The 16,790-nt window shown below is 46.4% G+C and carries 19 protein-coding genes; 9 read left to right on the forward strand and 10 right to left on the reverse strand.

Going from position 1 to position 16,790, the window contains the following annotated elements:
• Positions 1-121 precede the first annotated feature (121 nt).
• Complete coding sequence (locus tag ACWA2B_RS13410) at positions 122-1,105, forward strand: metal-dependent hydrolase (protein ID WP_029518205.1); 984 nt, start codon at positions 122-124, stop codon at positions 1,103-1,105.
• Between the two features lie 255 nt (positions 1,106-1,360).
• Here the strand turns inward: ACWA2B_RS13410 and ACWA2B_RS13415 are convergent, their stop codons facing one another.
• Positions 1,361-1,582, reverse strand: a complete 222-nt coding sequence (locus ACWA2B_RS13415) for an alpha/beta-type small acid-soluble spore protein (RefSeq protein WP_013311857.1) — start codon at positions 1,580-1,582, stop codon at positions 1,361-1,363.
• A gap of 121 nt (positions 1,583-1,703) precedes the next feature.
• On the opposite strand from ACWA2B_RS13415, the gene ACWA2B_RS13420 reads away from it, so the two are divergent.
• Entirely contained in the window at positions 1,704-1,871 is a 168-nt protein-coding gene (locus ACWA2B_RS13420; RefSeq protein WP_007431986.1) for a hypothetical protein, read from the forward strand.
• Between the two features lie 43 nt (positions 1,872-1,914).
• Here the strand turns inward: ACWA2B_RS13420 and trpS are convergent, their stop codons facing one another.
• A complete protein-coding gene (trpS, locus tag ACWA2B_RS13425) occupies positions 1,915-2,904 on the reverse strand; it encodes a tryptophan--tRNA ligase (RefSeq protein WP_340886354.1) in 990 nt (329 codons plus the stop codon).
• A gap of 453 nt (positions 2,905-3,357) precedes the next feature.
• On the opposite strand from trpS, the gene ACWA2B_RS13430 reads away from it, so the two are divergent.
• Positions 3,358-4,323 carry an aldose epimerase family protein gene (locus ACWA2B_RS13430; RefSeq protein WP_449292296.1) on the forward strand — a complete coding sequence of 322 codons (966 nt, stop codon included), beginning with the start codon at positions 3,358-3,360 and terminating at the stop codon, positions 4,321-4,323.
• A gap of 90 nt (positions 4,324-4,413) precedes the next feature.
• Positions 4,414-4,650: an alpha/beta-type small acid-soluble spore protein gene (locus ACWA2B_RS13435; RefSeq protein WP_013311861.1), complete on the forward strand. Its 237-nt coding sequence runs from the start codon at positions 4,414-4,416 to the stop codon at positions 4,648-4,650.
• Between the two features lie 144 nt (positions 4,651-4,794).
• Here ACWA2B_RS13435 and ACWA2B_RS13440 read toward each other — a convergent pair whose 3' ends face one another.
• Entirely contained in the window at positions 4,795-5,196 is a 402-nt protein-coding gene (locus ACWA2B_RS13440; protein WP_013311862.1) for a hypothetical protein, read from the reverse strand.
• Positions 5,197-5,457: 261 nt separating this feature from the next.
• The gene (locus tag ACWA2B_RS13445) at positions 5,458-7,245 is read right to left on the reverse strand and encodes a M3 family oligoendopeptidase (RefSeq protein ID WP_449292285.1); all 1,788 of its coding nucleotides are present in this window, start codon (positions 7,243-7,245) and stop codon (positions 5,458-5,460) included.
• Between the two features lie 97 nt (positions 7,246-7,342).
• Here ACWA2B_RS13445 and ACWA2B_RS13450 point away from each other — a divergent pair, with 97 nt between their 5' ends.
• Together ACWA2B_RS13450 and ACWA2B_RS13455 are read left to right on the forward strand one after the other, a co-directional pair.
• Positions 7,343-7,513 (forward strand): YycC family protein, encoded by a 171-nt coding sequence (locus ACWA2B_RS13450; RefSeq protein ID WP_014277894.1) that lies wholly within the window; start codon positions 7,343-7,345, stop codon positions 7,511-7,513.
• Entirely contained in the window at positions 7,510-7,746 is a 237-nt protein-coding gene (locus ACWA2B_RS13455) for a hypothetical protein (RefSeq protein ID WP_023990206.1), read from the forward strand. The genes ACWA2B_RS13450 and ACWA2B_RS13455 overlap by 4 nt, the downstream gene beginning before the upstream one ends.
• An 88-nt stretch (positions 7,747-7,834) precedes the next feature.
• On the opposite strand, the gene ACWA2B_RS13460 is transcribed toward ACWA2B_RS13455, so the two are convergent.
• Positions 7,835-8,566, reverse strand: a complete 732-nt coding sequence (locus ACWA2B_RS13460) for a DUF2225 domain-containing protein (RefSeq protein WP_049817024.1) — start codon at positions 8,564-8,566, stop codon at positions 7,835-7,837.
• Positions 8,567-8,587: 21 nt separating this feature from the next.
• Positions 8,588-8,965, reverse strand: a complete 378-nt coding sequence (locus ACWA2B_RS13465) for a globin domain-containing protein (RefSeq protein WP_029518198.1) — start codon at positions 8,963-8,965, stop codon at positions 8,588-8,590.
• Positions 8,966-9,376: 411 nt separating this feature from the next.
• On the opposite strand from ACWA2B_RS13465, the gene ylbJ reads away from it, so the two are divergent.
• Complete coding sequence (ylbJ, locus tag ACWA2B_RS13470) at positions 9,377-10,672, forward strand: sporulation integral membrane protein YlbJ (RefSeq protein ID WP_340886357.1); 1,296 nt, start codon at positions 9,377-9,379, stop codon at positions 10,670-10,672.
• A gap of 66 nt (positions 10,673-10,738) precedes the next feature.
• The gene (locus ACWA2B_RS13475; protein ID WP_013372943.1) at positions 10,739-11,542 is read left to right on the forward strand and encodes an NAD kinase; all 804 of its coding nucleotides are present in this window, start codon (positions 10,739-10,741) and stop codon (positions 11,540-11,542) included.
• A gap of 58 nt (positions 11,543-11,600) precedes the next feature.
• Here the strand turns inward: ACWA2B_RS13475 and ACWA2B_RS13480 are convergent, their stop codons facing one another.
• Together ACWA2B_RS13480 and lipA are read right to left on the reverse strand one after the other, a co-directional pair.
• Positions 11,601-12,515, reverse strand: coding sequence for a YutD-like domain-containing protein (locus tag ACWA2B_RS13480; RefSeq protein WP_449292286.1), 915 nt, complete (start codon positions 12,513-12,515; stop codon positions 11,601-11,603).
• 24 nt (positions 12,516-12,539) lie between these two features.
• Positions 12,540-13,442, reverse strand: a complete 903-nt coding sequence (gene lipA / locus ACWA2B_RS13485; RefSeq protein ID WP_029518195.1) for a lipoyl synthase — start codon at positions 13,440-13,442, stop codon at positions 12,540-12,542.
• 246 nt (positions 13,443-13,688) lie between these two features.
• Between lipA and ACWA2B_RS13490 the strand changes: the two genes are divergently transcribed.
• Entirely contained in the window at positions 13,689-14,795 is a 1,107-nt protein-coding gene (locus ACWA2B_RS13490) for a M23 family metallopeptidase (RefSeq protein WP_342425214.1), read from the forward strand.
• Positions 14,796-14,841: 46 nt separating this feature from the next.
• On the opposite strand, the gene yunB is transcribed toward ACWA2B_RS13490, so the two are convergent.
• Both yunB and ACWA2B_RS13500 read right to left on the reverse strand, forming a co-directional pair.
• A complete protein-coding gene (yunB, locus tag ACWA2B_RS13495; RefSeq protein ID WP_165148474.1) occupies positions 14,842-15,651 on the reverse strand; it encodes a sporulation protein YunB in 810 nt (269 codons plus the stop codon).
• Positions 15,652-15,777: 126 nt separating this feature from the next.
• Positions 15,778-16,710 (reverse strand): aldo/keto reductase, encoded by a 933-nt coding sequence (locus ACWA2B_RS13500; RefSeq protein WP_029518192.1) that lies wholly within the window; start codon positions 16,708-16,710, stop codon positions 15,778-15,780.
• Positions 16,711-16,790 lie beyond the last annotated feature (80 nt).

A 16,790-nucleotide genomic window follows, 5' to 3' on the forward strand; every position in this document is an offset into this window, starting at 1 on the left:
AAAGTTTGACAGAAAACGCACAAAACGTTCACAATTCCGATGGCAAATCGCCCCTGCTGATCGTTTACAGTAAATTTGGGTAGTAATAAGTACAGGAAACAATACAAAAGGAGCGACAGATATGGATACAGCCACACACTTTGTCATGGGAATCGGATTGGCCGGTCTGGCCTACACTGACCCTGTCGTCGCCGGAGATCCAAAGTTGGCCGCAGTGGTGCTGCTCGCTACAGTTATAGGGTCACAAGCTCCGGATTTTGACACTTTGCTTCGGTTGAAAAATAATGCAGCCTACATTCGCAATCACCGTGGACTGTCGCATTCAATTCCCTTCTGGTTGATATGGATCTTGTCCATAACAGGGCTAATTTGCCTGATTTTCAGAGATGTGCCCCCAGGTCATGTAGCATTATGGGTAACGATTGCCGTCTGCCTGCATGTATTCACAGATTTATTTAATACGTACGGAACACAGGCATTCCGGCCGTTTACAAACAAGTGGATATCTTGGAATATCATCCATATTTTCGATCCCTTTATTTTTGGCACCCATGTTGCTGCGATTATGCTGTGGATCACCGGATTGATTCCACCCGCTCCCTTATTTATTACGCTGTACGTCATTATTGGCCTGTATTACATTTGGCGAACCTGGAGTCATTTTATTACCAGAAAAGCGGTACGTAATATGGACAACGAGCGTCAGGAGGGCGACAATTATTATATCATTCCCACCGTATCATGGAACCGGTGGCATGTGGTAAAAGCTCATCAGAATGGAAGTTATGACATTGGCGGATTAAATGGCTCGCACTTATTTTGGACGAAACACGCAATTCCATCCACACATCCTGCCGTAGAAGCATCCAAATCCTATCGCGATGTGCAGGCATTTCGCTATTTTTCCTCCTTTGCCGTTGCCGAGGTGGAAGAACTGGAATGGGGCTATATTGTGCGATGGGGAGACGTCAGGTATCGACACCGGAGACAATATCCATTCGTGGCTGTGGTCGCGATGGATAAGCAGTTCGGGCTGATCAACAGTTATATCGGATGGCTCAGTGACGAAAAGATGCAAAAACGCCTTTCCCTGCATACGAATTAAAATCTGCTTACAAGCTAACAACCAGCCGTATGAACAAGAGACAGCAAGTTCCCCTTTAATCTGGGAGCTTGCTGTTTTTTTGGCCATTCGCGCCAAAAATCACATCTCATGAAAGCGCCCTCTTGACGAAGCGGACTTGCGTGATTCACAATGGTCATAAGCCATGCGTAAAAAAAATCCGGAGCATGATCGCTCCGGATTTTCTTCATGACAGTTGCTCATAATACAGCTTCCAAGATGGAGTGTTTATGTGTATTACTGCAAACGGCTGCTGCCCGACAAGGATTGTTCTGCTTGTTGGACTAGCTTTTTCGTAATATATCCCCCAAGAGAACCTGTTTCGCGGGAAACAACATTACCGAAGTAACCGTCCTGAGGGATGGTGATGCCAAGTTCTTGAGCTGCCTCATATTTTAATTGTTGTAAAGCGGCGTTGGCCTGCGGTACTTGCAGGTTGTTTGAACGACGTCTGCTCATATTTGAATCTCCTTTCAGTTCTTTGTGAGTGAGGTTCATTGCAAGCTTGCAAGATTATTATGGCTCGCTTACAACTACTTATTCCTGAAATTCAACATTCGAACACTGGAGGTTTTTACCAATGAGCAAAGGTTTATCCCTATGGTTCGCCGTTTCATCCATTGTCCTGCTGACCGCAGCCGCTATATCCATCAGTTATTCCGCATGGCTTGCCATTCTACTGGGGCTATTATCTGTCGGCAATATTGGCTGGGGTTTCGTGGTCAAAGCCCGACAACGCCGCTCCTAATCCAATCCTATAAAAGGCCTAATTCGTTTCGCCTCAATATGCTTTAGCGTAGACGTGGCAGAAAGCCCATGCGCTCTTTGACCGCAGACAGCGTGACTTCAGCAGCTTCTTGTGCACGCTCTGCGGATTGGGCCAAAATATGTCCAATTTCACCGGATTCCCGGATATCGCGATAGCGCTGCTGAATCGGTTCAAGCATAGCCACAACCGTCTCTGCCAGTTCTTTTTTAAATGTCCCGTACATTTGGCCTTCATAACGATCCTGCACTTCTTGGAGCGACAAACCGGAACACTGGCTGTAAATGCTCATTAGATTACTAATTTCAGGTTTATTGACCAGATCATATCTAACCTCACTGCCAGAATCGGTCGTAGCGCGGCTGATTTTCTTGCGTATGACTTTCGGTTCGTCCAGTAGCGCAATAAAACTGCCTGCATTCGGATTACTCTTGCTCATTTTTTTGGATGCATCATCCAGGGACATAATTCTTGCCCCTACTTCAGGGATATACGGCTCGGGAATTGTAAAATAATCTCCATAACGATGATTAAAGCGGCCAGCCAAATCCCGTGTCAGTTCCAGATGCTGTTTCTGATCTTCGCCCACCGGGACGAGATCCGCGTTGTAGAGCAAAATGTCAGCTGCCATCAACGACGGATATACGAACAACCCTGCTCCTACGGAATCCTTGCCAGCAGCCTTGTCCTTAAACTGAGTCATACGTTCCAGCTCGCCCATATTCGTCAGTGTTGTCATCAACCATCCCAGCTCAGCGTGCTGAGGAACATGGGATTGTAAAAAGACGTTGGATTTCTCTGGGTTAATACCCGCTGCAATAAATAATGCCGCTACCGCCTCCGACTGCTCGCGTAATTGAGCTGGTTCCTGCGGTACGGTAATCGCATGAAGATCTGGAACCATAAAGTAACATTGGTGATCCTCTTGCAATTTGACAAAGTTTTTCATTGCACCAATGTAGTTGCCCAAAGTAAGTTGTCCACTAGGCTGAATACCTGAAAGTACAGTTTTCATACTCTTCCTCCTCCGATTATTTCAATATTTAGAACGCAAAAAGGCCCCGCATCCTCAAGGGACGCGAGACCGTGGTACCACCCTTATTCATTGCCGTCAGCCTTTGCTTATCGGAGCTATGCGCCATGACTGATTGCAATCTTAAAGCTCCGTTAACGGGGAGCAATCGGCCGTCATACTGAGGACTGTAAAATCCTGTTCTGTGCGGCACTCCAAGGTCCATTCAGCAATGCAGGCTCACCGGTTCCCATCCACCACCGGCTTTCTGAAGAGCTTATGCGAAAGCTTACTTGTCCTCATCATCGCGTTATCCATGTCATTACTTTCTAAACTACATTAATGATAATTCCGCATAATGTTATTGTCAAATGACGATTGTGCCCTACGATCAAAAATCTGTTATCATAATGACACGAAGCTTCAACCGATTATAGTGGACAAAGGAGCATGGATATGAAACAAGTGACCAAAGAACACTGGAACGGTTACGACACGTATGTTTTACATAGTGGTGAACTGGAGGTTACGATGATCCCTCGCCTCGGGAATAATATTATCTCAGTGCGTGATCTGAAGCTCGACAGGGATATCGTACGTCGGCCCGGTGAGGAAGAATTGGCTTTTTATTTACAAAAGCCTTATCATTTTGGCTTGCCCATTTTGATTCCTCCTGGCCGAATTCGCAAAGGACAATTTGAGTTTGACGGTATTCCTTACCAGTTCGACCGAAATACAGCCAATGACAACCATATACACGGTCTGCATCGTAATCAATCCTGGCGCTGCAGTGATATTGAAGAGGATGAAGAAGGTTGCAGTGTCACTACCGAGCTTTTGACAGAAAGTGATCCGCACTGGATGGAACAATTCCCCATTCCTTTGCGTCTGGAGATGACGTATCGCTTGCAGGGTGCTATATTAAGTCAAACACTGCGCGTAACCAATTTGGGTGAAAAAGCAGCCCCATTTGGCTTGGGATATCACACTTGGTTTATGGTGGACGGAGAACCTGAGCGCTGGCGCCTAAAGCTACCTGTAAACGGCGTATATGAACAGGATGCTGAACAGCTACCTACAGGTATCATTACTTCGTTGAATGACTTGGAACAGCTCTCTTCGGGTCTTTCTCTGAAAGGAACGAATCTAGATACGTTGCTGCGGGCAACGGAAGGCCCTGCTGTAGCTCTTTTGACTCGTGATGATGGTTATCAAATCCGCTACACAGCAGATGAGCAATACTTTAAGTATTGGGTGTTATACACCAAAGGTGAATGCGATCAGTATCTTTGCATTGAGCCTTATACCTGGCTGTCAGATGCTCCTAATTTACCTGATCCTGTTGAAGGAGGCGGGCTGATCCGTCTGGAGCCTAAGCAATCCATCGATCTCAAAACTCAGATTCATATCATATATCCGTAATTTCCCTCTAGTCACTTTCCTTCCTTCGGCGCATATTTTCATAACTCTGTCGCATACTAACCTCATCACAGCCGAAGGAGGTGACTACACATGAATGAAGCTAATCAAGGCAGAAGTCGTCGCAGTAACAACCTTGTTGTTCCTCAAGCCAACAACGCACTGCAACAATTGAAATATGAAGCTGCACAAGAGCTGGGCATCACCATTCCGGCAGACGGTTACTACGGTGACATGCCATCCCGTGAAGCTGGTTCTCTGGGAGGCTATATCACTAAACGCTTGGTACAGCTGGCCGAACAGCAATTATCAGGACGTTCAGGTCAATAAGCGTCATTATTCCACATGAGCATTCCGTTCATCGTAATTTACCAAAATGCGTTATAACGGGCATATAACATAGGCGGTCTTCCCTAGGAAGGCCGCCTTTTCTCTTTTTTAAATTAGGATTTTGCAAAATCCTCATATTGATGATTATTCCGAATTAGCCGCTCGGTATGTAGGCTTGTTGTAGCGGATCATGAGATTCGCCATGTTGTAGTTGGACTCCAGTGTTGCATCTACCAAAATCGTTCCTTGTCTGATAGCAAAATCGAAAGCAATCTCACCATGAGTCCAGCTACGCTTATGATTTAGCGTTTCTAGGGCCATACGCCGAAAATCCTCCCGATGCTTTGCTGATAACCCCGGTTCTACTGCTGCAAACGTGCCACCCTTACCTGCAAGCGGATTATGGCGAATCCCAAACTTCCCAACTACATTGTTACGTATTTGTACAAATACGATGCCTGACGACAAACCCGCCAGTTCATTATCCAGTTCTTTTAAAACGATATCCATCTGCCTTGCCAACGACAATTGACCTACTTCATCCATTACAAAAACCCTCCTATATACCTTGTCCGAAAATAATTAATAGGTCTTACGGCTCAATTATATGCGAAGATTTTTAACCTTACAATCAAAACCAACATAATTGGGTATTTATAACTATTTTCTAAGTATATCCATCATTTTAAATTTCGCCAACAGGTAATGTTAATTACACTTCGACATTTTGCGACTTTGTTCATCATCTTCTGTAAAAATTACAAAAAAGGCCTCCCTTATAGGAGACCTTTCAAAAGTGTAAATCCGTTATTTTGTCATTTGTAAAAATTGCTCAATATCCTGAACAGTAACTTGCGCAGCATTACGCCAGAAGTCAGCCTGTGTTAAATCGGTACCTAAGTGCTTGGAAGCCAATTCTTCGACTGTCATGCGACCTGTATCACGCAGCAAGGCATCATATTGGTCGGCGAAGCCGTCAGGGTTTTCCTTCGCAAAAGCGTAAATTCCTGCACTGAACATATACCCGAATGTGTACGGGAAGTTGTAGAAAGGAGTGTCCGTAATATAGAAATGCAGCTTGGATGCCCAAAAATGAGGATGAGCCTCATCCAGGATACCACTAAACGCTTCACGCTGCGCTTGTTCCATCAACTCGCTTAATTGTTGTGCTCCTACGACTCCTTTTTTCCGCAACTCGTAAAAACGGGTTTCAAATAGGAAACGGGCATGAATGTTCATAAAGAAGGCTACACCACGCTGAATTTTATCCTCCAGCAAAGCTACCTTCTCCTGACCCTCGGCAGCTTCCAGCAAAGCATCTGATACAATAAGTTCTGCCAGCGTCGACGCCGTCTCAGCTACGTTCATGGCATAATTTTGATTCAATGGGTGCAATTCATTCATCACATTCTGGTGATAACCGTGTCCGAGCTCATGGGCCAGTGTCGAAACGTTGGATGGTGATCCGGCATAGGTCATAAAAATACGGGTCTCTTTGCTTAGACGCAGAGATGTACAGAAACCACCCGGACGTTTGCCAGGACGATCCTCTGCTTCAATCCAACTTTTCTCAAAAGCCATTTGGGCAAAGTCAGCCATTCTCGAGCTAAATTTACCAAATTGCTCAACAATCGTTACAGCAGCATCGTCGTATGGGATTTTAGTGGTTGATGTTCCCAGCGGAGCTTCAACGTCATGCCAGGACAGCTTCTCTAAGCCCAGCAGCTTTGCTTTCCGCTCCAAGTATTTAACTACAATAGGCTTTGTTTCATTAATAACCTGCCACATCGTATCCAGCGTTTGTGCGGACATACGGCTGATTTCCAGCGGTTCTTTAAGCACATCTGTCCAGCCTCGTTTTTCATATAGCTTCAGACGGAAGCCTGCCAAATGATTCAATGTATCCGCGCAATAGTCCTCTACCTGAGCCCATGCCTCTTCCCAACGTGCAAACACATCTTTACGTACGCTGCGATCTGCTTCATCCAGCTTATTAGCTGCCTGACCTACAGACAGGTTTACGATCTCGCCATTTTCTGGTACAGGGATCGTCATATTTTTGACAATGGTATCATAGAAGTCGCCCCATCCATGGTAGCCATCCACTGCCAGATCCAATGCAAGGCTTTCCAGCTCAGGAGCCATTTTTTCACGTGCTTCGTTCCGATATTCGTTCAGGACAAAAGAAATCGGCTGGATAGCTTCGCGCTCCATCCATTTCTGCCAAATGTCTTCACTGGTTTGTGCCAGCAAGTTCTGGAAAGATACTAAAGCACTTTTCCCTTGGGCATACAGCGTGTTGACACGCGCCCCCAGTTGAACAGCCAGCTTGTCGTGCTGGTTTTGAGCAGTTAGACAAGAGACAAAGGAACCCGCCTGCGACGCGCCATTAAACAGCTCCTGGATGCTACTCAATACACTATCCAGACGCTCGGTATCCAATACCGTTTGTGGTACTTTAGCTGCTTTAAGCTGGGACTGCAGCTGTTGGACCTTGCTTTCCAATTCTTCCAAAAATGCATGGAATGAGGCAGAGGAAGACCCTCCGCTAAAAATAGATTCCAGATCCCATGTTTGCTTTAACGGTGTTTTCATAATAGTTCCACCTTTCTTTTTTGGCGAATTCATGTGGTTTCATATACAATAAAGCTACATCGTGATAGTAAATCACTACAATTGGGAGGAAAACAGAATGAGACCCTTACAAATTTCGCCGGAAACGGCTGTGAAATTATCCGAAAAGCTCGGTATTCCGCTGGAACACCTTATGCATACACCCCAGCACATTTTGATGCAAAAGCTGGCCGAACTGGCTAAAGAAGAAACCGCTGACCCGAACGGCGGAGAATCGGACAAATCATGATCCCTTTTCATAAAACCTGGCCTTATGACATCGTCATGGGAGACGTTTATGTACAGTCTTGTCCGTTTTGCGACCATGATAATGTATTGCTGCCCCTGAAGCCTAAAGAACTTAAGCTCATACACGAAGGTATGAAAAAGCTGCTTGTGTTTCCATGTTGCCATAACAAGGTTACTTTAGTGGATTGTGATGACGATTATTTGCTGTCAGATACCACATTGCGTCATCATTAATTCATGAGTTGTAAGAGAATATAACCCGTTTTACAAACAAGGTGTGAACCATGAGCCTAAATCGGCCATAGTGCACACCTTTATTTCTTCAGGAGGAGCTTGCGTCTTGCATTTCCTCCGGCAGTTGGAAATTTTTAGCCATCATTTGTTCTCGCAGTACAGACCACTGTTCGCGGGAAGCCCGGATCATGGCTGCATCCATAATCTTTTTGTCATTAATGACACGCGAAAACCAGCGTACCGCTTCGTTAAAGTTCCCTGTACGTCGATGCAATTCACCAATCAGATACAGCAGTTTGGCATTATTCGCCCCGACACCCTCCAGCTCATAAACCCGAACGTAAGAATCCAGACTAAATTTGAGAAAGCGAAGCTCCTGCTCCTCATTTCCCTGGTATCTGTACATCCATGCGATATGCTGTAATAGACTGGCTACTACGCGTTCCTTTTCTCCGATGACCTGGGCACAGAGTAAACCCAGTTTATACGTTTCTAATGCCTCTTCCCAGCTACGATGCCCGCCATATTCGCGAGACTGCCAGCGATTACCGATTTTATCTCTAAAAATCTTGGTTTGCTGATCGCTTAACTGAACGGTAGAGTGCTCTGTCGAGGTAAACCCACAATGAGGACAGACCCTTACGACATAAAAATCCGGATTTTCATTCTTATAATAAGCGCAAAAATCTGAATCTGTACGAATGGCCTTCTTTAGGCTTGGTCTGACACGAGATGTCTGAAATTCTTCTTCACAATGTGTGCAGGTGATTTTAATCTGATATAACGGTTCAAGTTCCAATGTTTTTACAACCCTCTCCAAAATTCGGCAATCCCCGCAAGCTTACGGGGTATTTACAAAATGATGCGCAGGACCAGACAAACGGTTAAGTATGATGGAACGAAGCGGCTCCTCAATGCCCGTATCCGTTAACGCACCTGCCATACAAGACAACCATGCCTCTGCTCGCTCCTCCGTTACGGGAAACTTCATATGTCTCGCACGTAACATTGGATGACCATATGCATCAGAAAAAAGGGACGGTCCTCCAAAAAACTGGCTCAGGAACATAAACTGCTTTTCCTTAACCGGTTCCATGTCTTTAGGAAACAGGGGACTTAACAACGGATCTTTATAAACTCTCGGGTAGAAGGCCTCAATAATAGCACGAATACCTTCCGCGCCCCCAAGGTTGTCATAAATGCTCAGGCTAGGGTTCACTTTTCCTCCAACTTTCTGTGCTATGGTAATAAATATACACCCGTATTATAACAAAAAACAAAAAATGACGCTAAAAATAAGCGTCATTTTATCAATTTAACATATGAAGAGGATGTGCTTCGTTGCACATAGCTTCGTCATTCTATAAATACAATTAATAACTCCGCCAATCCTCTTCACCGGAATGGACGAGAGAGGCACGAATAACATACACAAAAGCACATACGAACAGACCGGCAACGATACTCATCCTGATCACTCCATCCTTAAGGTTATGGATCGTTGTTTTCCTATTTTAACATACTATTTACAAAAATACAGCAACAAATGTAACCGTTTTCTTTATTTTTTTGTACTCTTTGTCCATCCCCGACATAGGTATAATAGTACAACTCCAAAGGAGGGGCCTCTATGTCGCTATACCGTCGTTACTCGCTTCCTCTGCTCATCCTTTCACTGCTATTCCTATTTATACTTATGGCTGTATACCCGCAATCTTCTCTGAATGCCGGGCTTCGGGGGCTTGCCATCTGGTGGGACGTGCTGTTTCCGTCTTTATTCCCGTTTTTCGTTATTTCCGAGCTTCTCCTCGGTTTCGGAATTGTTCATTTCATAGGTGCGCTGTTGGATCCGCTGATGCAGCCTCTATTCCGTGTACCTGGCTGTGGAGGTTTTGTCGCTGCGGTCAGCTGTGCATCCGGTTACCCGATTGGAGCTAAACTAACAGCCAAGCTGTGGGAGCAAAAATGGATCACACGCATTGAAGGAGAGCGTTTGGTCGCATTTACGACTTCCTCTGATCCGATATTCTTGATCGGTGCGGTTTCCGTTGGCTTCTTCCATCAACCAGAAATTGCACTCGTACTGGGCGCGGCTCATTATGGTGGTGTGCTCATCATCGGGCTACTTATGCGCTTCCACGGTTCCCGTTCAGGGGAAACAGATACTCGCAGCGACCGCCCTCAACCTACTCCAAAAGCCTGGTCGAAGTCCACAAATACAAAAGCTGCTGGTCGCAATAGACAGCCTGGACCCCTACGCCAAGCATTATATGCCATGCATACAGCTCGTTTGGAAGATGGTCGTCCATTGGGTGAGTTACTCCGTGAGGCGATTACTTCCTCCCTACGCCTTATTATTGTCGTAGGAGGGCTAGTTGTATTCTTCTGCGTCATTTTAGAAGCTTTGACGAACTCCGGTTTAATGAGCGGGCTTCATCTGCTTACGGCAAACCTCTTGACTGCATGTGGTCTTCCTCCTACGTTAACGGAGTCCATCGTGGGTGGTATTTTCGAAGTCACTTTAGGAGCGCAGGCCGCAGGTAAAGCCACGGCAGCGATACCATTCAAGGTAGCCGCAGCCGCTTTTGTGCTCTCCTGGGGCGGGCTATCGGTTCATGCGCAGGTTGCAAGTATTTTAAATATGACGGATCTTCGTTATATGCCATTTTTGTTGGCCCGGGCTGCGCACGGCTTCATCTCGGCACTGCTCGCTCTCGTGTTATGGCAGCCTCTGATGGGACAGGGAAGCTCTCCAGTCTTTTTTCCAATATACGACATCGTATGGTCCCCTGGCTTCTCGTCCGCCATGCTGTTGCAAAGTCTGCTGTTTCTTGGCTTTATACTGGCTGGAATGCTTAGTCTCTCATGGTTGAGTGTGGGTACCCGTCGCTTATACGTACGTTTGAGAAGAACACACAGGCAATGAACGATTGTGTTCTTGCTCATAATTGATTATGATCGATATATACCCATGACAAAGGAGCTTTTCATCTTGAGATATTATGTTCTGGATCGCGGGGATCAGCACTCCATGGACTTGAGTCAGCAATTTCACCGTCTTGCCCAAGAAAAGAATTTCAAGCTGGATGCCGAATCGCCGGAAATCGTCGTGTCTATTGGAGGCGATGGTACAATGCTTCATGCGTTTCATACCTTCATCGACCGCATTCCGGATATTGCCTTTGTTGGTGTACATACCGGTCATCTAGGCTTTTACGCCGATTGGCGTGCGGACGAGCTGGAGGAGCTAATCCACCTGATGAGCCAAAGCGGATCTGAGGGACCGCTTAACCCGAGAATCGTTAAGTATCCACTGATTGAGTTGGAAATTCACAAGAAGTCAGGCAATGCTTCTTTTATTGCCTTGAATGAGTTTACGTTAAAAGGGGTGGATGGCACTGTCGTTGCCCAAGTAGATATTAACGATATCACCTTTGAAATGTTTCGCGGTGACGGTATATGTGTTTCTACCCCCTCTGGGACGACCGCCTATAATAAAGCACTTGGCGGAGCTATGGTTCACCCCACCATTGAAGCATTGCAATTGACTGAGATCGCTTCCATTAATAACCGCGTGTATCGGACACTGGGATCGCCATTGCTACTGCCCAAACATCATCATTGTGATATTTTTTCACGGAAAGATCAGCGTCTTTTATTGACAGTAGATCACCTGAACTTTCCTGTGGATGACTTAATCTCTGTTCGATGTCAGGTCGCAAGTCAGAAGATCAGCTTCGCTCGTTACCGTCCTTTCCCATTTTGGGACCGAGTACGCAACGCTTTTCTTAATTAGAACCTGTAAAAGAGCCGACTCTGGCTCTTTTTTTACAAACAAAACGGTTCCTGAAAATTCAGGAACCGTTTTGTTGTGGAGCAGTAAATGTTTTATTCTTTTTACTACCCTCAGTTTTTTCGGCTTTAGCAGCTGGATGGGTCTGACGCTGGCCCTCAGGTTCACGTGAGACACGAACTTGCCGTCCCTCCCGATTTTCCTTTGGTTGACGCTCATAGCGTGGTCCACGTGATTCCTTTTTATCGAAATTTCCTTGCTGATTGCGCTGTCTACGCGGTTCGCGGGTTTGCTGCCCTTCACCCGGATTGCGTCCATCCTTCGCTTCACGTGGTTCTCTTGGCTGGCGCGAATCACGTGCTTCACGTGGCTCACGTTGCCGATTTCCTTCACGTCCTTCTCTGGATGAACGACTTTCACGAACTTCACGCGGCTGTCGCTCACGTACTTCCTGGGCATCCTTCGGTTCCCGACGTTGCAACTCGCGTGGTTCTCGGAATTCTCGAGGCTGCTCCACTCGCGATTCCTCCGTAGCTGTGGAATCCTGTTGTGGTTGCGGCCACTCCTGTTCTCCAGCTGTATGTTGCAATACTTCTTGCTGCTCTTCGGTTTCTAACGTTCCCGCTTGTTCCCTTTGAGCATCTACCAACTGCTGAATATCTGGAGCAACGATTTCATCATTGACGCCGTTTTTATTAACCACTTCACAGCTTTTTTGCAGCACAAAATAGGCACAGCCAAAATTGCAGTATTCATTAATGTAATCGTCCAGTACCACTATAGATGTATCCTTATTTGCTTTGGGATGGCCGTCTCGATAAAAGCCCTTCAGACGCAGCTGATTGTAACCCCAATCACCAATAATGTAATCATAGCGATCCAGCACTTCACTATACCGATCACGAAACGCTTCGGGATTCCATCCGTTCTTGTGATCCTGCAACAATTCATAGTTTTTACCACCGATTTGAAACAAGCTATTCTGACCGCCTTTCCCGGATCAAGCCTGCGAAAGGGCGCTTTCTTCCTTATGCTGAGCGGCTGACTTCACCTGCTCATGCGCTTGGTAGGAGCTGCGGACCAACGGTCCAGATTCAACGTGGCTGAATCCCCGCTGTAATCCCTCTTCCTTTAACTTCGCAAAATCTTCCGGTGGATAATATTTTTGCACATATAAATGTTTCTCGGACGGCTGCAAATATTGACCAATTGTCAGAATGTCACAATCGACTTTACGCAGATCATCCATGGCTTGTAAGATCTCGTCCCACTCTTCTCCGACACCTAGCATGATGCTTGATTTCGTTGGAATAGCCGGATTTAATTGCTTCGCACGTTGAAGCAGCTCCAGAGAGCGACGGTATTTCGCTTTAGCCCGAACCTTGTCGGACATGCGCTCCACCGTTTCAATATTATGATTCAGAATATCTGGTTTGGCATCCATGACGATTCGCAGCGATTCAATATCGCCCATAAAATCGGGAATCAATACTTCTACACTGCACAAAGGTAACCGGCCGCGAATCGCACGAACCGTTTCTGCAAATATAGTAGCGCCCCCATCTTTTAAATCGTCGCGAGCCACACTGGTTACGACACAGTGCTTCAAATTCATGTTCCCAGCCGCTTCTGCGACGCGATCAGGCTCCTGCAAGTCAAGTTCCGTAGGCAATCCCGTATTTACTGCGCAAAAACGACACGCACGCGTACAAATATCACCCAAAATCATAAATGTAGCTGTCCTATTGGCCCAGCATTCATATATATTAGGGCATCGTGCCTCCTCACATACGGTATGTAATGTCTTGGAACGCATCATGCTCTTGATTTCTTGATAGTTATCGCCTGTCGTAAGTTTAATACGAATCCAGTCGGGCTTAGCTTCCTTCTCTTTTCTAGACAATGGCATAGACCTTCTTTCTGATAAGCTTAAGCTGTCATTGTCATACATTATAACATGAAAGCCATGGAAAAACCTCCATTCATTGTTCCCTTTTTGATATGACATTGATGCCGAAAAAAGTAAACTTTTTATATGGATAAAAGCGGCGGATATGGCTCAATCTAAACAAAAGCGCCCTATTCACGCTATTGAATAGGGTCTAGAATTTACTGGGCGGTTAAGCCCTTCTATAGGAGGTCGGTTCACGTGCCTTACCCTACGCGGACAGCCCGCGCTGTTCGTCTGTTATCGCTGCTGATATGCGCTGCTACACTGACAACGGCCTGTCCGCTTCCTGCCCATGCCCTTGCCAATCACTTACAGTCCTCGTCCGCCGGAAGCAGCCTGACAGTTAATGTAGATGCTGAACATGCACAGTCTTCAATGTATATTTCCAGGCTTGCTTTATATCGTTCCATCGAAGCCCTGACAGGAGTCCCTTGGTACAGGCTGGCCGCCATCGACCAGTATGAACGTACACTTACGGTGGCCCATCCCAAAGATCGCAAGCATGCAGAACGAACCATAGGTATTTTCGTTACGGGACCGATCTGGTCCGGCTTGATGAACCCTGATTCGGAGGATCAAAATCCACGTTCCATAGAACTATTTTCCGGGCTGGGACAAGACGGTTCGGGTGATGGAATTGCTGACCGCAATAATGACAAGGATCTGCTGTTCAGCATCGCATCTTATCTCGGAAAGTATGGAAACAACGAGGATGAATTTGGTATTGCCGTTTGGGAATATTACCATAACAGCCGCGCAGTTCAAAGAGTTCAGCAGTTTGCCAAGCTGTATCGGACGTATGGCAAGCTGGATCTGGTCAGCCAAGCTTTCCCCCTTCCCTTAGGCAGCATTTATAGCTACCGCAGCACATGGGGAAGCCGTCGCAGCTGGGGGGGCTACCGTATACATGAAGGAACTGACCTGTTTGCTGGCTACGGAGTTCCAGTTCGCAGTACCTGCTACGGTGTAGTTGAAATGAAGGGCTGGAATCCCTTTGGAGGATGGCGCATCGGAATCCGAGATCTCAACAACCGCTATCACTACTATGCGCACCTTTCCGGCTTTGACAAAACCGTTCACAACGGAGACGTCGTTACACCTGGCCAGACGGTTGGCTGGGTCGGAAGCTCGGGCTATGGAAAGCCTGGTACCCAAGGCAAGTTTCCACCGCATCTGCACTATGGTATATATCGGGACAATGGCTGGGCAGATTGGTCCTTTGACCCGTATCCGTTATTAAGACAGTGGGAGCAGTCCGAACGCAAAGCGCTCAAAAAAGGAAAGACAAAAGGGACCTCCTCATAGGGTCCCTTTTATTTTTCCAGAGCAACTCACGTCACTCCATTCTGCTCTATGGCGTTGGGGGCTGACTAGAGGAGTTTGGGTCTTCCTGTACCTCTGGAACACTTACTATGCTGGAATCTATAGCGCCGCTACTCTCTATGGAATGGGGAGGCAACGCCAACTGCGGAGCGGCTGCACCATTTTTACCTACTGGTTTTCCCTGATTGTCATAGTAGTACATCGGAACGTTGCCCACCACCAGCAAATAAGAAACGGGGATTTCCGTCTCCACAATCTGAGGTTGCATCTCAAACGGTATAACCACAGACACTTCCGTCGTAATCCGAATATACACTTCAACCAAGATCATGTTTATGCCCGCATCCTGTTGCCGCGTATTTAAATCCACCTTGATCGCTCCATGCGGCTCCACCTTTAGAGGAATCTTGGGGCCATAAGCTGCCAACAATGGACTGCCCAATGCCTGACCAATCGGAACGCTCTCATCAAAATGGCTCATGCTGTCCATCGTTGCCTTAACTGCTTTGAGCGTGTCTGACGTAATTTTCATATGCTCTGCATAATTCAGAACAAAGCCGGAGGTTCTTCCTTGTGCATCCGTTCTCCATTCGATCAAATTATCAGCTGTCTTTCCCTGCTCTACCTGTGCTGTAATTGCTGAATTAATAGCCTCCGTCGCCATTTGTTTGACCCGCACTTTTGCCAGATGCATCATAGGCGGCTTCAAATGCTGCTCCACATAAGCAGCCACCTGTATGATTCCTACCAGCAGCGCCAGTACCACAATCAAAAATACTCTACGTCTGCCGCGTCGCCTTCTGTTGGGCGCGCTGTGCCATTGCGGTCTTCTCATCATCCGATCCCCCCGCAGCGTTGAACTTACCCTACAAGGATATGCAAGGAAGGGACGAAAAAGAAGCTGCCCGTCCGGCAGCTTCTCTAGATGGAATACATATACAATTGCAAATTTCAGGTGCACTCATTATTTAAAAATGTGGTCAATCTTTTCGATATCAGCCTGACTCAATTGGACATTTAGCGTTTTCAGATTCGCCAGCACCTGCTCCGGCCCCTTCGCACCTGGAATGAGGGCATCAATTGAATCGCGTGTCAAATACCATGCGAGCACTACGTGAGCAACCTCTGCATTCAACGCATTGGCAATCTCCCGTACCTGCTCCACTTTGTCCAAATTACGAGCAAATGTATCTCCCTGAAACAGTGGATTATTCGCTCTGATGTCCGTGAAGGTCATGTCTTTCGTATACTTACCACCCAGCAATCCTGAAGCTAGCGGGAAATAAGGCACAAACGAAATGCCATTTTCCTTGGTATAAGGCAGCAGATCCTTCTCAGCTTCCCGTTGAAACAAATTATATTGGGATTGGAGCACATCTACATAACCGTCGCTATTCGCATCCTTAAGTTGTTCAATGGAAAAGTTAGATACGCCAATAGCCTTGATTTTGCCTTCGTCCTTAAGCTTCTTCAGTTCTCCGACTGCTTCTGCCTTCGGCGTAGCTTCATCGGGGAAATGGATATAGAACAGATCGATATAATCGGTCTGCAATCTTTTCAGACTAGATTCGACGGATTCTCGTAAAAAAGCAGGCGAGTTGTCAAAAACAATCTCTCCGTTCACAAATTTGTGTGCACCCTTCGTGGCAATAACAGCTTTATCACGCTGACCACGCTCTTTCAATACCTCACCAATTAATCGTTCCGAGTGCTCAGGTCCATAAATAAAAGCCGTATCCAGAAAGTTGATGCCATTGTCCAAAGCTGTGCGAACGACTTCTTTGCCCGTTTCATTGTTCAAATCGGAAAAGAGATTATGTCCTCCCACCTTATTTGCACCCAAACCGATTGGTTTTACATATAAATCTGTTTTACCAAGACGCACTTGCTCTGCCAATTCACGTCATCTCCTTTTCGAAAGCTACTTCCATTTTATTATTAAATTCCAAAAAAGGCAAAGTGCGTACCTGGCTGCTG

This window comes from Paenibacillus sp. CMM36 (assembly GCF_053570945.1).

Excerpts from the sequence above, each read along its gene's own strand:
- ACWA2B_RS13430 (WP_449292296.1), top strand. The coding sequence starts at position 3,358 with ATGAAACAAGTGACCAAAGAACACTGGAACGGTTACGACACGTATGTT.
- ylbJ (WP_340886357.1), top strand. The coding sequence starts at position 9,377 with ATGTCGCTATACCGTCGTTACTCGCTTCCTCTGCTCATCCTTTCACTG.
- ACWA2B_RS13440 (WP_013311862.1), bottom strand. The coding sequence starts at position 5,196 with ATGGATGAAGTAGGTCAATTGTCGTTGGCAAGGCAGATGGATATCGTT.
- trpS (WP_340886354.1), bottom strand. The coding sequence starts at position 2,904 with ATGAAAACTGTACTTTCAGGTATTCAGCCTAGTGGACAACTTACTTTG.
- yunB (WP_165148474.1), bottom strand. The coding sequence starts at position 15,651 with ATGATGAGAAGACCGCAATGGCACAGCGCGCCCAACAGAAGGCGACGC.
- ACWA2B_RS13445 (WP_449292285.1), bottom strand. The coding sequence starts at position 7,245 with ATGAAAACACCGTTAAAGCAAACATGGGATCTGGAATCTATTTTTAGC.
- ACWA2B_RS13415 (WP_013311857.1), bottom strand. The coding sequence starts at position 1,582 with ATGAGCAGACGTCGTTCAAACAACCTGCAAGTACCGCAGGCCAACGCC.
- ACWA2B_RS13450 (WP_014277894.1), top strand. The coding sequence starts at position 7,343 with ATGAGACCCTTACAAATTTCGCCGGAAACGGCTGTGAAATTATCCGAA.
- ACWA2B_RS13455 (WP_023990206.1), top strand. The coding sequence starts at position 7,510 with ATGATCCCTTTTCATAAAACCTGGCCTTATGACATCGTCATGGGAGAC.
- ACWA2B_RS13420 (WP_007431986.1), top strand. The coding sequence starts at position 1,704 with ATGAGCAAAGGTTTATCCCTATGGTTCGCCGTTTCATCCATTGTCCTG.
- ACWA2B_RS13435 (WP_013311861.1), top strand. The coding sequence starts at position 4,414 with ATGAATGAAGCTAATCAAGGCAGAAGTCGTCGCAGTAACAACCTTGTT.
- ACWA2B_RS13410 (WP_029518205.1), top strand. The coding sequence starts at position 122 with ATGGATACAGCCACACACTTTGTCATGGGAATCGGATTGGCCGGTCTG.